The sequence below is a fragment of the Flavobacterium tructae genome (assembly GCF_001853485.1).
In the GTDB taxonomy this organism is placed as follows: Bacteria; Bacteroidota; Bacteroidia; order Flavobacteriales; family Flavobacteriaceae; genus Flavobacterium; species Flavobacterium tructae.
The window spans coordinates 125,570-142,179 of sequence record NZ_MIKE01000029.1 but is presented as its reverse complement, the minus strand read 5'-3'; the positions used below and the strand labels follow the sequence as shown (position 1 = coordinate 142,179).

The following is a 16,610-nucleotide window of genomic DNA, read 5'->3' as shown; positions in this document are numbered from 1 at the left end:
GGATGACAGAGAATGAAGCTTTTATTTATGAATCAATTTTTAACCAAGTTAGAATGGGATTTCTGTCTCTTGATGAGATTCAGGAAAATATTCTGGAAGAAATTGAAGACAACGAATTTGAGGATGAAATCTCTGAAGAGTGGGCTTTTGATAAAATAAGAGAAGAAAACCAAAAATTACTTTCAGAAAGTAAACAATGGAAAAGTCCAACAGATACGGAAAGATTAATAAAAGCGTTTGATGAATTAGCCGACAGAAATATTATTGCACTTCATAATGCGGGTTATACCACATCGGATGGGGAGTATGAAGTTGTTGAGGTAGAAAGAGCGTTGCGTGAAAACGAAGTAGAATCTGATGGATATTGTTTTTATCACGAACAAGATTTAGCAAGAGGAGTAGCTGTAAAAGATTCAAGTTTGTTTATCGCTTTCCAGAAAGTAGATAATGGTGATGATGCGACAACAATAGAAGTAGGTAAAATAGTTGCCGAAGTTTTAAGAGATAACGGCTTCACTCTGAATTGGAATGAATCTGCAAGAACAAAAATAGAAATTCCAGGATTCAAATGGCAGCATCTTTTTGATGAAGATGCCAGAGATTTGCAGGATTACAGTGAAGTTGTAGAAAGAATGATTCAATAAAAGAGTTGTTCTTTGTAGTAGTATTGAAAAACTGAGCATGCCAGGAATTTACGAATTTGACAAATAAATATTAAAGAAATAAAAATGAAAGAATTAAGCGTAGATCATTTATTGGGAATTAAATATATCAATGAAAATGATATTAACCTGATTTTTGAAACGGCCGATCATTTTAAAGAAGTCATTAACAGACCTATTAAAAAAGTTCCTTCATTACGAGATATTACCATTGCCAATATTTTCTTTGAGAACAGTACGAGAACTAAACTTTCCTTTGAATTGGCACAAAAAAGATTATCGGCTGATGTGATTAGTTTTTCGGCAGCCCAGTCTTCGGTTAAAAAAGGGGAGACCCTGATTGATACTGTAAATAATATCCTTTCAATGAAAGTTGATATGGTTGTAATGCGCCACTCCAATCCCGGAGCGGCTTATTTTTTATCCAAAAATGTCAAAGCCAGTATCGTGAATGCCGGAGACGGAGCACACGAACACCCAACTCAGGCTTTATTAGACAGTTATTCGATTAGAGAAAAATTAGGCGATGTGGCTGGAAAAAAAGTGGTCATTGTAGGAGATATTCTGCATTCGAGAGTAGCTTTGTCTAACATATATGCTTTGAAGATGCAGGGAGCTGAGGTAAAAGTATGCGGGCCAAAAACACTGATTCCGAGATATATTGAATCACTTGGTGTCACAGTTGAACCCAATTTGCGTAAAGCTTTAGAGTGGTGTGATGTTGCTAATATGCTTCGTGTTCAAAACGAACGTATGGATGTGAACTTTTTTCCATCGACACGTGAGTATGCACAGCAATACGGAGTAGATAAGCCATTACTAGACTCTCTTGGGAAAGAAATCGTAATCATGCACCCGGGACCAATTAACAGAGGAGTAGAGATTACTTCTGAAGTGGCTGACTCCGATCATTCTGTTATTTTGAATCAGGTCGAAAACGGAGTAGCGATCAGAATGGCGGTGATTTATTTGCTCGCATCTAAGATTCAACAGTAATGGATATAGTCTTCAGTCGCGGTTTTCAGTCTCAGTCTTGACTGAAAACTGAGAACTGGGAATAAGAACTGAAAACTAAAAAAACTTCGTACCTTAGCTTTTCAAATCAGAAGTGTATATAGTAAAAAAATGAAAGTAGATCAAAAAGGACATACCGTTACAATTAAAGATACTCAGGGAGATTTTAATGCTTTTTTGGAAAGGGTAACGCAACAGTTTAAAACCTTTGAAAAACAAAATATTATAATCGATTTATCAGCAGATAGTGATGTGTCGGAAAAAGAGGTGAAACTCTTTTTACCCCTTGCCAAGCAGCAGAAGAAAGCCAAAAAATCATTTGTAATAGTAGTTTCAGATCTAGACTTTAATGCCGTTTCAGATAAATTAGTTGTTGTTCCGTCACTTTTGGAAGCGCATGATATTATCGAAATGGAGGAAATCGAAAGAGACCTTGGATTTTAAAATAAGTTTAATTGTTTATTCGGTTAACTGTTTAATCGATTTGAATTAGTTTTAGCCGATTAAACGATTTACCAAATAAACGAATAAACAATAAAATTGAAATTAACCATACTTGGCTGTTATGCCGCAACTCCCAGAACAATTACGAACCCTACTTCACAGGTTTTAGAAATAAGAAATCGTTTATTTTTAATTGATTGTGGTGAGGGAACACAGGTACAGCTTAGAAAGAATAAGATTAAATTCTCCAAAATAAATCACATCTTTATCTCGCATCTTCACGGAGATCACCTTTATGGATTAATTGGAACTATCTCTACTTTTTCTCTTTTAGGAAGAACGACCGATTTACATATTTACGGACCGAAAGGGATTAAAGAACTTATTCTGCTTCAATTAAAATTGACGGAATCCTGGACGACCTATAAATTGTTTTTCCATGAATTAGAGTCAAAAGAAAGCGAAGTTATTTTTGAAGACAATAAGGTGATTGTAAAGACGATTCCGTTGAAGCATCGCGTGTATACGAACGGATTTTTGTTTCAGGAAAAACCCGGTGATCGCAAATTAAATGTAGAAGCGGTTCAGCAGTACAATATTCATACAGCCTATTTTCAAAAAATAAAAGGTGGTGGTGACGTTACACTTGACGATGGAACCGTAATAAAGAACAAAGAATTATCCTTTGATCCTATTCCGTCAATGAGTTATGCGTTTTGTTCCGATACCGTGTATCATGAAGACGTACTTCCTATAATTAAGGATGTTGATGTTTTGTATCACGAATCTACCTTTTTGGAATCAGAAGCCGCTTTGGCACTGAAAACGTTACATTCAACCGCAAAAGAAGCGGCAACAATTGCGCTTAAAGCAAATGCAAAGAAGTTAATTCTGGGGCATTATTCAACACGTTATGATGGTATCGAACGTTTTAAAGAAGAAGCCGAAACTATTTTTCCAAACACACTTTTAGGAGATGACGGGAGGAGTTTTGAGTTTTAAAATGTGAAATGTGAGTTGTACGGATGAGTTATAAATGACAAAATGGTGATTTGTTTATTTGTAAGAATTCGTAATCAAAAAATCTACAATCTACAATCTAAAATCAATAATCATGAACGATTTAAGCAATTATAGAAAATCTTACGAGAAGAGTGAATTATTGGAAACCAATATTCCCGAAGACCCAATCAATTTGTTCAACCGATGGTTTCATGAGGTAGAAGATTTTGGCGGAAACGGAGAAGTTAATGCCATGACAGTTTCGACAATTGGATTGGATGGTTTCCCGAAATCCAGAGTGGTTTTATTAAAGAAATTTTCAGAGGAAGGTTTTATTTTTTATACCAATTATGATTCGGAAAAAGGGAAGGCGATAGCCGCAAACCCGCATGTGTGTTTGTCTTTTTTCTGGCAGGAGATGGAACGCCAGGTAATCATAAAAGGAATCGCTGTAAAAACATCAGAGAACATATCAGATGGTTATTTTGATTCTCGTCCTGATGGAAGTAAATTGGGTGCGATGGTTTCGAAGCAAAGCGAAGTGATTCCGTCCCGAACTTTTTTGGAAGAAAATTTGAAAAAACTGGAAAAAGAGTTCGAAGGAAAACACATTCCGAGACCTGAAAATTGGGGTGGTTTTTTAGTAGCTCCTTTAGAGGTAGAATTTTGGCAGGGGAGACCCAATAGATTGCATGACAGAATTCGTTACCAAAGCCAATCTGACTTTTCATGGAAGATTGAAAGATTATCCTCTTAGCTTGTAGGATTATTACATTTGATTGTGAAATTATTGCGTATTTTATCGATATTATTTGTAGTTTAACGATAAATTGAATAAGTTTGAGAAAGAAACAAGTCAATTTATTTTAATAAATATTTAAAGGATTTGCCCCAACATCTACTTTAAAAATTAAACTACTATGTCATTATGAAAAAGATGATGCGTAACATGAGGTTCGTTGCAATAGTTGCCCTACTTGTTGCAATGAGCTCCTGTTCAGCGGACAGCGCAGAGGGTAGCGAAAGCCCTGCTACAGCCGAGGCTGTCGTTGCTAACTACAATTACAATGATTCTGAAATCGAATCGATGAAACTTATCAATGATTATCGGGTAAGTATTGGTTTGAATACTTTGAAAGGAATCAATCACGTTTCATTTAAGTGCGAAGAACACAACAAATACATGATCGCAAACAATGTGGTTGATCATAATGATTTTACTTCACGTTCGAATAATATCATGAGTGTTTTAGGTGCTAAAAAAGTAGGCGAAAATGTTGCTTACAATTATAAAACTTCTGAGGCTGCTTTAAGAGCCTGGCTGGATAGTCCCGGACACAAGGCAAATATTGAAGGAGACTATACTCATTTTGGTTTGTCAGTTTCGATTGACCCTAATACCGGAAAGAAATACTATACTAACATCTTTGTGAAGATGTAGAAAAAATATTGGACTGGTTAGTTTTTTATTGGTCGTTGCAATTCAGGGAATTGCAACGATTTTTTTTGGACTATGTATGAAATTAGTCCTTAAGGTGTACTGATGTAAAAGTGGGTTAGTTGTTCTCAAAGAGTCTAAACAAAGCATTAGGTTAAACGCTATGAGTGACGAAAACTAGGGTTTGTGTAAAGCCTAATCCGAAATAAATAAAGAAGACGAATTATACAGGTTCGTTTCACGAAAACGGAATTTTAAGGGAGTTATTTACAAGTTTTAAAAAAAAACCAAATTCCAATCAGTGTTTAATCTGTTTTTGGAATTTGGAATTTTAGAGTTTAAAATATTACGTTTTTTTAGAATTATTTGAATTTGGTTTTTTACAAGGCTGTGATAATAAATTCGCTTCTTCTGTTCATTTGATGTTGTTCTTCTGTACACGGTACACCATCAGAACAGCCATTTACCAGTTGGGTTTCTCCATATCCTTTTCCGGTTAGTCTGTTTTTAGCGATTCCGTTTTTAACGAGCCATGCAATCGTTGATTTAGCTCTTCTGTCGGATAAGGCTTCATTGTATCGATGTGTAGCACGACTGTCTGTATGGGAACGAATATCAAGTTTCATCGTTGGATGGCTGTTTAACACATCAAGTATTTTTTCTAAATCCAGAGCAGCTTCTGTACGGATATTTGATTTATCCAGATCAAAGTAAATCATTTTGATACCAAAACATTTTCCTAAATCATCGCCAATAGTGACTTTACAGGCGGATTTATCCAAAGCAATAGGAAGACTGGTTTTTCCGGTTAGTTTTCCAATGGTAATATTGATTTCTTTGGTTGTATATTCTTCTTTTTCTGCTCTTACATTATACGTTTTTCCACATTCAACAGGGAAACTGTAAAAACCGGTTGCATCTGAAATAGTCGTGTTTTTTATATTACCCAGATTGTCATACAAGGTTAATTTTGTGTTTGGTAAGACAGCTAAGGTTTCAGAGTCTGTAATGATTCCGTTTAGCTCTTGTATGCATTGCAGTTTTCTTGTTTCGAGAAATTTGTAGATATCATCAGAACCTTGTCCGCCATCTTTATTAGAGCTAAAATAGCCTCTTCTGGATGCAGGATCAATAATGTAGGCAAAATCATCTTTAGGCGAGTTAACATCTGCTCCAAGATTCTGAATATTGCTTATGGTTCCGTTATCTTCAATTTGGCCTACAAAAACGTCCAGACCGCCTAGCCCGGGATGTCCGTCAGAAGCAAAATAAATTTCATTATCGCTGGTAACAAACGGAAATGTTTCTTTTCCTTGTGTATTTATGACTTTACCTAAGTTCATAGGTGTACCATAACTGCCATTGCCATTGATACTTACTTTGTAAATATCAGATTGTCCCACTGTTCCGGGCATATCTGAGGCGAAATACAGTGTTTTCTCATCAGGACTAAGTGCAGGATGTGCCGTACTGTAATTATCACTGTCAAAAGGAAGTTCGGTTATGTTGGTCCATTTTCCGTTTTCAAGAGTGGCTCTGTATATTTTGATTAAAGTAATTTTGTTGTCATCTTTTCCTTTTTTACCGTTTATATAATTGTTTCTGGTAAAGTAAACCGTTTGTCCGTCTTTCGTAAAGGCGGGAGAAGACTCATGAAACTTTGTATTAAGAGAGGTTTTGAATTTATTGACTTTCACTGTGCTGTTGGCAGGAGGGTCAATATCGGCAAAATACAAATTCGTAAAATATTCTCCGGTCCATTTGTGTTTGCGTTGTGAAAAGTTTCCGGTATCCCGGGCAGAGGCAAAGTATATTTTACCGTTGTAAACATAGGAACTGTAATCGGAGTATTTAGAGTTGATTCCGGCATCTTCAATTTTGTATCGGCCGGAATTGGCTTTGATTTTGTCCAGATAGTTTACATCCTCGGCATATAATTTTGCTCTGTCGTCGTTTTTAGATTTAGCCAAAAATTCAGTCATAATTTTATTGGCCTTATCGGTTTGTCCGCTTGATTTCAGACATTGTGCATATCGATAGTAATACTCTGGCTCAACAACGGTGTTCATCGCAAATAATTCACCGTACCATTTTGCAGCAGCTTCAAAGTTAGAGTTGAAGTAGTATGAGTTTCCGAGCTTCTTAAACAAATCTTCCGATTTGTATCCTTTATCAGCTACACGTTCATAGGTTTTAATAGCGTCGATATACGCATAATTATCGTAGTTCTTATCGGCAGTATTAATTTTCGATTGTTGCGCATAACTGCCGGCTGAAAAAGAACAGATAATTGTTAAGCAAAGGAGTATATAATTTTTCATAATCGTTATTTTTAGAAGAAACGTGGCGTTGTCATTTTACCATTGTTTTTGAAGAATTCGTAACGCAGGAATATCTCATGAGATCCTGAATTATAGTTGTTTAAACGTGTGGTTTCGCGATCGTAACCATAACCAAGATAGAGGCCGTCAGTAATCTGGAATCCTACCATAGCACTAAGTGAAGCGCTCCATCGGTAGGCAACTCCCACCACAAGTTTATCCATGAACATAAAGTTGGCAGAAACATCTACCTGAAGCGGTGCTCCTTCGACCATTTTGGTCAGTAAAGCGGGTTTGAATTTGATGTATTGAAGTCTATCAAGATCAAACACATATCCGGCTATTAAATAATAATTGATTTTATCTTTGTAAATGGCGTAATCATTATCATCGTACCGATTGGTTTCGATAAAATTAGGTACTGATAACCCAATGTATGCTTTATCAGAATGCCAATAGACTCCGGCTCCCACATTCGGCGAAAACTTATTGTTTAAATCCTGAAACTGTGGATCTCCCTGACTCTCCGGATTTAATTTGCTGACATCCAAATTGAACAGGTTGGCTGTTCCTTTGATACCAAACGAAAGTTTAAAATCGGCTGAGGTTTGAACAGTATAGGAAAGGTCAACAGAAAAGTTGTTTTCGTTAGTTGGGCCAATTTTATCATTTACTAAAGAGGCTCCGATTCCTAAATTACTATTATTTATTGGGCTATTGATTGAGAAAGCGCTGGTTTCAGGAGCCCCGTCGAGTCCAACCCATTGGGTGCGGTATAATCCAAAAACACTTAAAGCTCCTCGCGATCCTGCATAAGCCGGATTAATGTTTATGGTATTGTACATGTATTGCGTAAATTGTGCATCTTGCTGTGCATAGCTCGCAATTGTTACAAACATAATGACGAAGAAAAATAATTTTGTTCTCATAGTGGTATTTATTATTTTCATTAGTACTACTTTTTTCAATTTAAATTGTAAAAAAGTCTATGCATTTGTATATTCAAAAATAAGGATTTTTTTATTAATTAATTGTAAATTGTTGCTTTATGTGCTTGCTATGCAATGAGATATGGTCTTTTTTTATTTCGATAAATAAAGATATCCGTCTTTTTTATTATTCTGTAATACATTATTTCCGTCCAGTGATTTGTAGTTAATAATGTAGAAATAAGTTCCCGTTGGTAGTCCGTCAGATTGTTTCACTGTGGTTCGGCCTCTTGAAATTCCGTCGAAGGCATTGGTTTGATTGTTGTAATTGTGTGTTTCAAATACTAATACCCCCCAACGGTTATAGATTTCTACATCATTCTCAGGATAACAAGTGGTATCGCCAATACTGTCTATAGTGAAGACATCGTTGATTCCGTCACCATTTGGAGAGAAAGCATTGTGGACTACTATACTTCCACACGCAAGTACTTTACAATCATCATTTATTGCCATATTCAGTACAATACTTCTTGGGCAGCTGGCATCAGGTATTTTGTATTCGAATGTATAATTACCTATTGCCAGACCTAAAGGATTAAAATTGTTTCCTTGTATGCTGTTGGTATTACTGTTATCTACCCAGATTCCGTTAGTAGGAGTGTTTTCAGGTAACAATGATAACAAGTTAATAATGGTTGAATCATCGTTACAGGCTAAACTGCTAACAGTCGTTGTTTCATTAGGAGTTGCTGTGATTGTAACAGTGGCAGTTGCAGTACAGGCTTGATTTCCTTTGTTTACAGAAGATGTTGCTGTAAGAGTGTACGTACCGGCCGGTAAATTGGTATTTCCAACAGTTTCATTTTTTTCATTTTTAATGATAACGGTCGAACCAGGGCTACTAGTTACCTGGATTGAACCAGTTCTTCCGTTCGAACAGTTCACATTTGTAGCAACTCCGGATACAGAAACTTTGTTTTCTACAGTAAAGGTTTGAGTCAGTAGTGTTTTATTACCGGCACAATCTGTTAAAGTATAAGTTCTTGTTAGGATGTAAGGGCTTCCATCACAACCGCTTCCTCCATTATTGGCGTCACTTACAGTAATGTTTACCGTACTGCTGCAATTATCCACAGCATTGGTTATGTCGCTCGGATTTCCAACTGGGATATCAGCAATAGTTTGCAGATTTGCTACATTTACCGGAGCTGTTCCTGTAGGTGGAGTAGTATCTCTAACGGTTATGATTTGAGTGTAAGAAATTGTATTTCCACTACAATCACTGGTGGTCCATTTACGAGTTAAAGTATAATTTGTACTACATTGATTTTCAGTATTGCTTTTTGTTTCACTGAAAACAATTGGTAAGTTACCACTACAATTATCGGAAGCTTCCATATTTGCCGGTTGAGGTACTGCATCACAAGAAACAGTAATATCGGCAGGCAGTACCCCTGTAAAGGTTGGTTTAGAAGTATCCTGAATAGTAATCACCTGAGTGAAAGTATCTGAGGTATTTCCACAATCGTCTTTCACAGTCCAGGTATTGGTATACGTTCCGGCATTAGAACAACCTTCAGAAGCTAGAAAAGCACCGCTTACTTTTACAATATTCGAAACATTAGTATCACATGCGTCTGTAGCGGTTGGGAATAAAGCTTGTGCGGCAGTTAAAGCTGCAGTATCGCTACATTCTACTGTTTTGTTTAAAGAAGCAGTTTGTGTAGACCATGTTGGTTTTGAAGTATCCTGAATAGTAATTACCTGAGTAAAAGTATCAGAAGTATTTCCACAATCGTCTTTCACGGTCCAGGTATTGGTATACGTTCCTGCATTAGCACAACCTTGAGAGGCCACAAAAGCACCGCTTACTTTTACGATGTTTGAAACATTAGTGTCGCAAGCATCTGTAGCCGTTGGGAATAAAGCCTGTGCGGCAGTTAAAGCTGCTGTATCGCTACATTCTATCGTTTTGTTTAAAGAAGCAGCTACAGTAGACCATGTTGGTTTTGAAGTATCCTGAATAGTAATCACCTGAGTGAAAGTATCAGAAGTATTTCCACAATCGTCTTTCACGGTCCAGGTATTGGTATACGTTCCTGCATTAGCACAACCTTGAGAGGCCACAAAAGCACCGCTTACTTTTACGATGTTTGAAACATTAGTGTCGCAAGCATCTGTAGCTGTTGGGAATAAAGCCTGTGCGGCAGTTAAAGCTGCTGTATCGCTACATTCTATCGTTTTGTTTAAAGAAGCAGCTGCAGTAGACCATGTTGGTTTTGAAGTATCCTGAATAGTAATCACCTGAGTGAAAATATCAGAAGTATTTCCACAATCGTCTTTCACAGTCCAGGTATTGGTATACGTTCCGGCATTAGCGCAACCTTGAGAGGCCACAAAAGCGCCGCTTACTTTTACGATGTTTGAGACATTAGTGTCGCAAGCATCTGTAGCTGTTGGGAATAAAGCCTGTGCGGCAGTTAAAGCTGCTGTGTCACTACATTCTATCGTTTTGTTTAAAGAAGCAGTTTGTGTAGACCATGTTGGTTTTGAAGTATCCTGAATAGTAATCACCTGAGTGAAAATATCAGAAGTATTTCCACAATCGTCTTTCACAGTCCAGGTATTGGTATACGTTCCGGCATTAGCGCAACCTTGAGAGGCCACAAAAGCGCCGCTTACTTTTACGATGTTTGAGACATTAGTGTCGCAAGCATCTGTAGCTGTTGGGAATAAAGCCTGTGCGGCAGTTAAAGCTGCTGTGTCACTACATTCTATCGTTTTGTTTAAAGAAGCAGTTTGTGTAGACCATGTTGGTTTTGAAGTATCCTGAATAGTAATCACCTGAGTGAAAATATCAGAAGTATTTCCACAATCGTCTTTCACAGTCCAGGTATTGGTATACGTTCCGGCATTAGCGCAACCTTGAGAGGCCACAAAAGCGCCGCTTACTTTTACGATGTTTGAGACATTAGTGTCGCAAGCATCTGTAGCTGTTGGGAATAAAGCCTGTGCGGCAGTTAAAGCTGCAGTATCGCTACATTCTATTGTTTTGTTTAAAGAAGCAGCTGCAGTAGACCAGGTAGGAGCAGAAATATCTTGTACAATGATCACCTGACTAACAGGAAGAGAGATATTTCCACAGGCATCAACAGCAGTCCAGGTTCTGGTTTGCGTATAGGAACCTGCACATCCACCAGGTGTAATAACATCTTTGTAAGTTAAGGATGAAATTACTCCATTATTATCTGTTGCAGTGGCAGTAGCAAATACTGGTGTAGCAGGACAATTAATAGTAGAAGTTTGTGGCAGTGGGTCAATTATTGGTTTAATAGAATCGCCGTCGATAATAGTAACTGATTTAGATATGGTACAAGAGTTTGCATCTGTAACCGTTACAGTATAAGTTCCGGCAGTAAGGGCACTTGCTGTAGCTGCTGTTCCGCCAGACGGAGACCATAAATAAGTATATGCTGGAGTTCCACCGGAAACATTTACAGTTGCTGATCCCGTATTATCACCTCCACAACCTACATTCATTTGTGAAGTAGTAGCGGTTAGAACTGTTGGTTCAGTGATCGTAAAAGTTTTAGTGATGGAACAAAGATTTGCATCTTTTATGGTCACGGTGTATGTTCCGGCAGCTAAATTAGAAGCCGTTGCTGCAGATCCTCCAGATGGTGCCCAGGAGTAAGTATAGACTCCGGTTCCTCCTGAAACTGTTACCGTTGCAGAACCATTTGTTCCGGCATTACAAGACACATTCGTTTGTGAAGTTGTAGCAGTCAATGCAGCTGCAGGTTCGATGATGGTTACAGTTTTAGTAATCGTACAAAGATTAGCGTCTTTAATCGTCACAGTGTAAGTTCCGGCTGCTAAATTAGAAGCGGTTGCTGCAGATCCTCCAGATGGTGACCAGGAGTACGTATAGGCTCCGGTTCCTCCGGTAGGGGTTACCGTTGCAGAACCTGTTGTATTTGATTTACAAAGTACATTGGTTTGTGAGGTGGTTGCAGTTATAGCGGTTGGTTCTGTGATGGTAAAAGTTTTAGTAATCGTACAAAGATTTGCATCTTTGATTGTTACCGTATACGTTCCGGCAGCTAAATTAGAAGCTGTTGCTGCAGACCCTCCAGATGGTGCCCAAGAGTAAGTGTAGGCTCCGGTTCCTCCTGAAACTGTTACCGTTGCGGAACCTGTTGTTCCTGCATTACAAGCGACATTGGTTTGTGAAGTAGTAGCGGTTAGAGGCGCTGAAGGTTCGGTAATGGTTACGGTTTTAGTGATGGAACAAAGATTAGCATCTTTTATGGTCACAGTATACGTTCCGGCTGTTAAGTTAGAAGCCGTTGCTGCTGATCCTCCAGATGGTGACCAGGAATACGTATAGGCTCCCGTTCCTCCTGTAGGTGTAACTGTTGCAGACCCCGTTGCATCTGATTTACAAAGTACGTTGGTTTGGGAAGTAGTAGCAGTTATAGTGCTTGGCTCTGTGATGGTAAAAGTTTTAGTAATCGTACAAAGATTAGCATCTTTTATGGTTACGGTGTATGTTCCGGCTGCTAAGTTAGAAGCTGTAGCGGCAGATCCTCCAGATGGTGACCAGGAATAAGTGTAGGCTCCTGTTCCTCCCGAAACTGTTACCGTTGCAGATCCTGTTGCTCCTGAATTACAAGACGCATTGGTTTGTGAAGTAGTGGCAGTTAAAGCAGCTGCAGGTTCGGTAATGGTTACTGTTTTAGTAATTGTACACAGATTCGCATCTTTAATCGTCACGGTATACGTTCCGGCTGCTAAGTTAGAAGCGGTTGCGGCAGACCCCCCAGATGGTGCCCAGGAATACGTATAGGCTCCGGTTCCTCCTGTAGGGGTTACCGTTGCAGATCCCGTTGTATCTGATTTACAAAGTACGTTAGTTTGCGAAGTAGTAGCCGTTAGAGCAGCTGCAGGTTCAGTGATAGTAAAAGTTTTAGTGATGGTACAAAGATTAGCATCTTTAATGGTCACGGTATATGTTCCGGCAGCTAAGTTAGAAGCGGTTGCGGCAGATCCCCCAGATGGTGCCCAGGAATACGTATAGGCTCCGGTTCCTCCTGAAACTGTTACAGTTGCAGATCCCGTTGTATCTGATTTACAAAGTACGTTGGTTTGCGAAGTGGTAGCAGTCAATGCAGCTGCAGGTTCTGTGATGGTAAAAGTTTTAGTTATACTACAAAGATTAGCATCTTTTATGGTCACGGTATACGTTCCGGCAGCTAAGTTTGTAGCCGTTGCTGCTGATCCTCCAGATGGTGACCAGGAATACGTATAGGCTCCGGTTCCTCCGGTAGGGGTTACCGTTGCAGATCCTGTTGCATCTGATTTACAAAGTACGTTAGTTTGCGAAGTAGTTGCAGTTATTGTGCTTGGCTCCGTGATGGTAAAAGTTTTAGTAATCGTACACAGATTTGCATCTTTTATGGTTACGGTGTATGTTCCGGCAGCTAAGTTAGAAGCCGTTGCTGCAGATCCTCCAGATGGTGCCCAGGAATAAGTGTATGCCCCGGTTCCTCCCGAAACTGTTACCGTTGCAGACCCTGTTGCTCCTGAATTACAAGACGCATTGGTTTGCGAAGTGGTAGCAGTTAATGCAGCTGCAGGTTCAGTGATGGTAAACGTTTTAGTGATGGTACAAAGATTGGCATCTTTAATCGTTACGGTATACGTTCCGGCAGCTAAGTTAGAAGCGGTTGCGGCAGATCCCCCAGATGGTGCCCAGGAATACGTATAGGCTCCTGTTCCTCCTGTAGGTGTAACTGTTGCAGACCCCGTTGCATCTGATTTACAAAGTACGTTGGTTTGCGAAGTAGTAGCTGTTAAAGCAGCTGCTGGTTCAGTGATGGTAAAAGTTTTAGTGATGGTACACAGATTAGCATCTTTAATGGTCACAGTATACGTTCCTGCTGCTAAGTTTGAAGCCGTAGCGGCAGATCCTCCAGATGGTGCCCATGAATAAGTATAGGCTCCTGTTCCTCCCGAAACGGTTACCGTAGCAGATCCCGTTGCATCTGATTTACAAAGCACGTTGGTTTGCGAAGTAGTTGCAGTTAATGCAGCTGTAGGTTCTGTGATAGTAAAAGTTTTAGTGATGGTACAAAGATTGGCGTCTTTAATCGTTACCGTATAAGTTCCTGCTGCTAAGTTTGAAGCCGTAGCGGCTGATCCCCCAGATGGCGCCCATGAATAAGTATAAGATCCTGTTCCTCCCGAAACGGTTACCGTAGCAGATCCCGTTGTATCTGATTTACAAAGTACGTTAGTTTGCGAAGTAGTTGCAGTTAATGCAGCTGTAGGTTCTGTGATAGTAAAAGTTTTAGTAATCGTACAAAGATTAGCATCTTTAATCGTCACGGTATACGTTCCGGCAGCTAAGTTAGAAGCCGTTGCTGAAGATCCTCCAGATGGTGACCAGGAATACGTATAGGCTCCGGTTCCTCCTGCAGGTGTAACTGTCGCAGATCCCGTTGCATCTGATTTACAAAGTACGTTGGTCTGAGAAGTAGTTGCAGTTAATGCAGCTGCAGGTTCAGTGATGGTAAAAGTTTTAGTGATGGTACAAAGATTTGCATCTTTAATGGTCACAGTATACGTTCCGGCAGCTAAGTTAGAAGCGGTTGCGGCAGATCCTCCGGATGGTGACCAAGAGTAGGTATAGGCTCCGGTTCCTCCAGTAGGCGTTACCGTTGCAGAACCAGTTGTGCCTGATTTACAAAGTACGTTGGTTTGCGAAGTAGTAGCCGTTATAGCCGTTGGTTCCGTGATCGTGAAAGTTTTAGTGATGGTACAAAGATTGGCGTCTTTAATGGTTACCGTATAAGTTCCGGCAGCTAAATTAGAAGCTGTTGCTGAGGTTTGTACCGGAGTTGTGTTCCAGGAGTAGGTATAAGGTGCAGTTCCTCCGGCAGGAGTTACCGTCGCAGAACCTGTTGTTCCTGCATTACAAGCCGCATTAGTTTGTGATGTGGTAGCGGTTAAGACAGCAGTCGGCTCTGTAATAATGATTTGTTTGGTACCAGTACATCCTTTGGAATCAGTAGCGGTTACAGTGTAAGTTCCGGCAGCTAAGTTAGAAGCCGTTGCTGAGGTTTGTACCGGAGTTGTATTCCAGGAGTAGGTATAAGGCGTACTTCCTCCCGAAGCAGTTACCGTTGCAGAACCTGTTGCGCCTCCTTTACATTTTACGTCAACATGAGAAGCGGCAGTTTCTGTTATCACAATGTTAGTTTGGCTTACAACAACTGGTTTCGTATCAGAACAACCGGATTGTGTGTTTTGACCTTTAATGTAATAAGTTCCTACTGGCGCTGCAGTTGGTGTATTGTACGGAATAGTGGCAGCGGCATCTTGCCAATAGGTGTAAGTTAGCCCCGAAGTACTTCCTGCGGTAACGGCTGGTAAAGTAAGGTCGGCAGTTCCATTTACGCATACAGGCGCAGGATTAGTGATAACCAAAGTGTTTGTAGCAAAACTTTTTGCTTTTAAAAATACACCGGCATCCCATTGTTGATCTGAGGCATCGGCAATGGCCATTTTTATTTTGTAAGTTTTTCCCGCTGTAACAGCATAAGTAGCAGTAAGAACTACTGTTGAACCATCGTACTCCATAGTGGTGGAACCAGGGGGATTGTTTGAATAATAGGTAGCATTTTTTGCTGGAAAAGCAACATTATTTACGTTTGTTCCGGCAGAATGTATGTTATTTATGGTTACGGCATCACCGTTTGGTAATTGTGCAAGATTGATAGCGTTATTGGTATAAGTTCCGGTAATTCCAAAACCACTTAAAAAGAAACCGAATGCATCATTAAAATCGGTATTTACGTATTCCAGATATTCTTCTGAAGCAAAAACGAATTTGAATTCTACAAGATTACCATCCGGAATAAAATTAAATTCTAATATAGAGGCATCATGCATCGTTTCTCCCGAAATGGCAGTTAAATCCTGATCACTTGCTGCACTTACCATTGCATCCGATTTGTTGGTATAGGTATTCGGCCCCATGGCAGAGCTAATTTTTCCTGTAGATAAAAGAAGTCCTTCGTCGATTGGAAAGGTTGAAGTACCCTTACTGAAGTAACCCAATTGACGATCTCCCGCAGTAGCAGACCAGGTGTGATCGACCCAGGTCCAGTTGTTGTTGTTATTTCTGTAATAACCGAAACGAACATTACTGATGGTCAAACAGCCGGAGGTTAATATATTACGAACAAGCTGATCCGCACTATAAGCATTATAACCTGTTGAGGGATTGGCGACATCAATAGAGCCCGCAACAGCTGCCAATGCACTAACGGCCTCTGTAGAAGCTGCTGTTTTTGCTGTCTTTGAGGTTGCCTTGCTATAAGGAAGAGTATTTCCATATCTAACAGGAATTTCCTGAGCAACAACTGCCGAAGAGTACATGGCTAATCCTAAAATTAAAATTAAAAATGATTTTAAACTAATTTTGGAAAAGGTATCTTGTTGAACATTTTTGTGAAACGGGAAAAAATAGGTACCACATTTAATGAAATTTCCCACTTCTTGTAGAGTAGTTTTAGTTTTCATATTTTAGGATTTTGTTTTTTGAAATGCTTGTGATATTTTAACAAAACCAAAGTTATAAGGTGTAATTAATTTTGATTTTTTTTCTCCGTAACTAACCTAAAAACTCGTTGAAGTGTATTTTTTTTGTTAAAGGAAGCGTTAAAAAACACTTTTTTTAGACATTTTTGACAAATGAAAAAGGGTCTGAATTTTATATTTTTCATTAAAA

Annotated in this window: 9 protein-coding genes; 6 read left to right on the top strand and 3 right to left on the bottom strand. The window is 39.2% G+C overall.

What is annotated here, in order from left to right:
* The first annotated feature begins 2 nt into the window (after window positions 1-2).
* The 6 genes from BHE19_RS21875 (at window position 3) to BHE19_RS21850 (ending at window position 4,563) form a co-directional block, all read left to right on the top strand.
* On the top strand, window positions 3-644 hold the full coding sequence (locus BHE19_RS21875) for a DUF6891 domain-containing protein (protein ID WP_070908865.1): 642 nt from the start codon (window positions 3-5) through the stop codon (window positions 642-644).
* 84 nt (window positions 645-728) lie between these two features.
* Complete coding sequence (locus tag BHE19_RS21870) at window positions 729-1,658, top strand: aspartate carbamoyltransferase catalytic subunit (protein ID WP_017497616.1); 930 nt, start codon at window positions 729-731, stop codon at window positions 1,656-1,658.
* A 129-nt stretch (window positions 1,659-1,787) separates the two neighbouring features.
* A complete protein-coding gene (locus BHE19_RS21865) occupies window positions 1,788-2,120 on the top strand; it encodes a ribonuclease Z (protein WP_070908864.1) in 333 nt (110 codons plus the stop codon).
* Window positions 2,121-2,216: 96 nt separating this feature from the next.
* Window positions 2,217-3,122: a ribonuclease Z gene (locus BHE19_RS21860; RefSeq protein ID WP_070908863.1), complete on the top strand. Its 906-nt coding sequence runs from the start codon at window positions 2,217-2,219 to the stop codon at window positions 3,120-3,122.
* A gap of 112 nt (window positions 3,123-3,234) precedes the next feature.
* On the top strand, window positions 3,235-3,879 hold the full coding sequence (gene pdxH, locus BHE19_RS21855) for a pyridoxamine 5'-phosphate oxidase (RefSeq protein WP_070908862.1): 645 nt from the start codon (window positions 3,235-3,237) through the stop codon (window positions 3,877-3,879).
* Between the two features lie 171 nt (window positions 3,880-4,050).
* Window positions 4,051-4,563 carry a CAP domain-containing protein gene (locus tag BHE19_RS21850; protein WP_070908861.1) on the top strand — a complete coding sequence of 171 codons (513 nt, stop codon included), beginning with the start codon at window positions 4,051-4,053 and terminating at the stop codon, window positions 4,561-4,563.
* Window positions 4,564-4,940: 377 nt separating this feature from the next.
* On the opposite strand, the gene BHE19_RS21845 is transcribed toward BHE19_RS21850, so the two are convergent.
* The 3 genes from BHE19_RS21845 to BHE19_RS22700 all read right to left on the bottom strand — a co-directional run bounded on the left by BHE19_RS21845 (window position 4,941) and on the right by BHE19_RS22700 (window position 16,402).
* Window positions 4,941-6,881, bottom strand: coding sequence for an OmpA family protein (locus BHE19_RS21845; RefSeq protein ID WP_070908860.1), 1,941 nt, complete (start codon window positions 6,879-6,881; stop codon window positions 4,941-4,943).
* Between the two features lie 11 nt (window positions 6,882-6,892).
* Window positions 6,893-7,810: a PorP/SprF family type IX secretion system membrane protein gene (locus tag BHE19_RS21840; RefSeq protein WP_026110108.1), complete on the bottom strand. Its 918-nt coding sequence runs from the start codon at window positions 7,808-7,810 to the stop codon at window positions 6,893-6,895.
* 153 nt (window positions 7,811-7,963) lie between these two features.
* Window positions 7,964-16,402, bottom strand: a complete 8,439-nt coding sequence (locus BHE19_RS22700; RefSeq protein WP_070908859.1) for a choice-of-anchor L domain-containing protein — start codon at window positions 16,400-16,402, stop codon at window positions 7,964-7,966.
* Window positions 16,403-16,610 lie beyond the last annotated feature (208 nt).

Bases quoted from the DNA above. Each gene is read 5' to 3' on its own strand.
- BHE19_RS21875 (WP_070908865.1), top strand. From the start codon at position 3: ATGACAGAGAATGAAGCTTTTATTTATGAATCAATTTTTAACCAAGTT.
- BHE19_RS21870 (WP_017497616.1), top strand. From the start codon at position 729: ATGAAAGAATTAAGCGTAGATCATTTATTGGGAATTAAATATATCAAT.
- BHE19_RS21865 (WP_070908864.1), top strand. From the start codon at position 1,788: ATGAAAGTAGATCAAAAAGGACATACCGTTACAATTAAAGATACTCAG.
- pdxH (WP_070908862.1), top strand. From the start codon at position 3,235: ATGAACGATTTAAGCAATTATAGAAAATCTTACGAGAAGAGTGAATTA.
- BHE19_RS21850 (WP_070908861.1), top strand. From the start codon at position 4,051: ATGAAAAAGATGATGCGTAACATGAGGTTCGTTGCAATAGTTGCCCTA.
- BHE19_RS21845 (WP_070908860.1), bottom strand. From the start codon at position 6,881: ATGAAAAATTATATACTCCTTTGCTTAACAATTATCTGTTCTTTTTCA.
- BHE19_RS21840 (WP_026110108.1), bottom strand. From the start codon at position 7,810: ATGAGAACAAAATTATTTTTCTTCGTCATTATGTTTGTAACAATTGCG.
- BHE19_RS22700 (WP_070908859.1), bottom strand. From the start codon at position 16,402: ATGAAAACTAAAACTACTCTACAAGAAGTGGGAAATTTCATTAAATGT.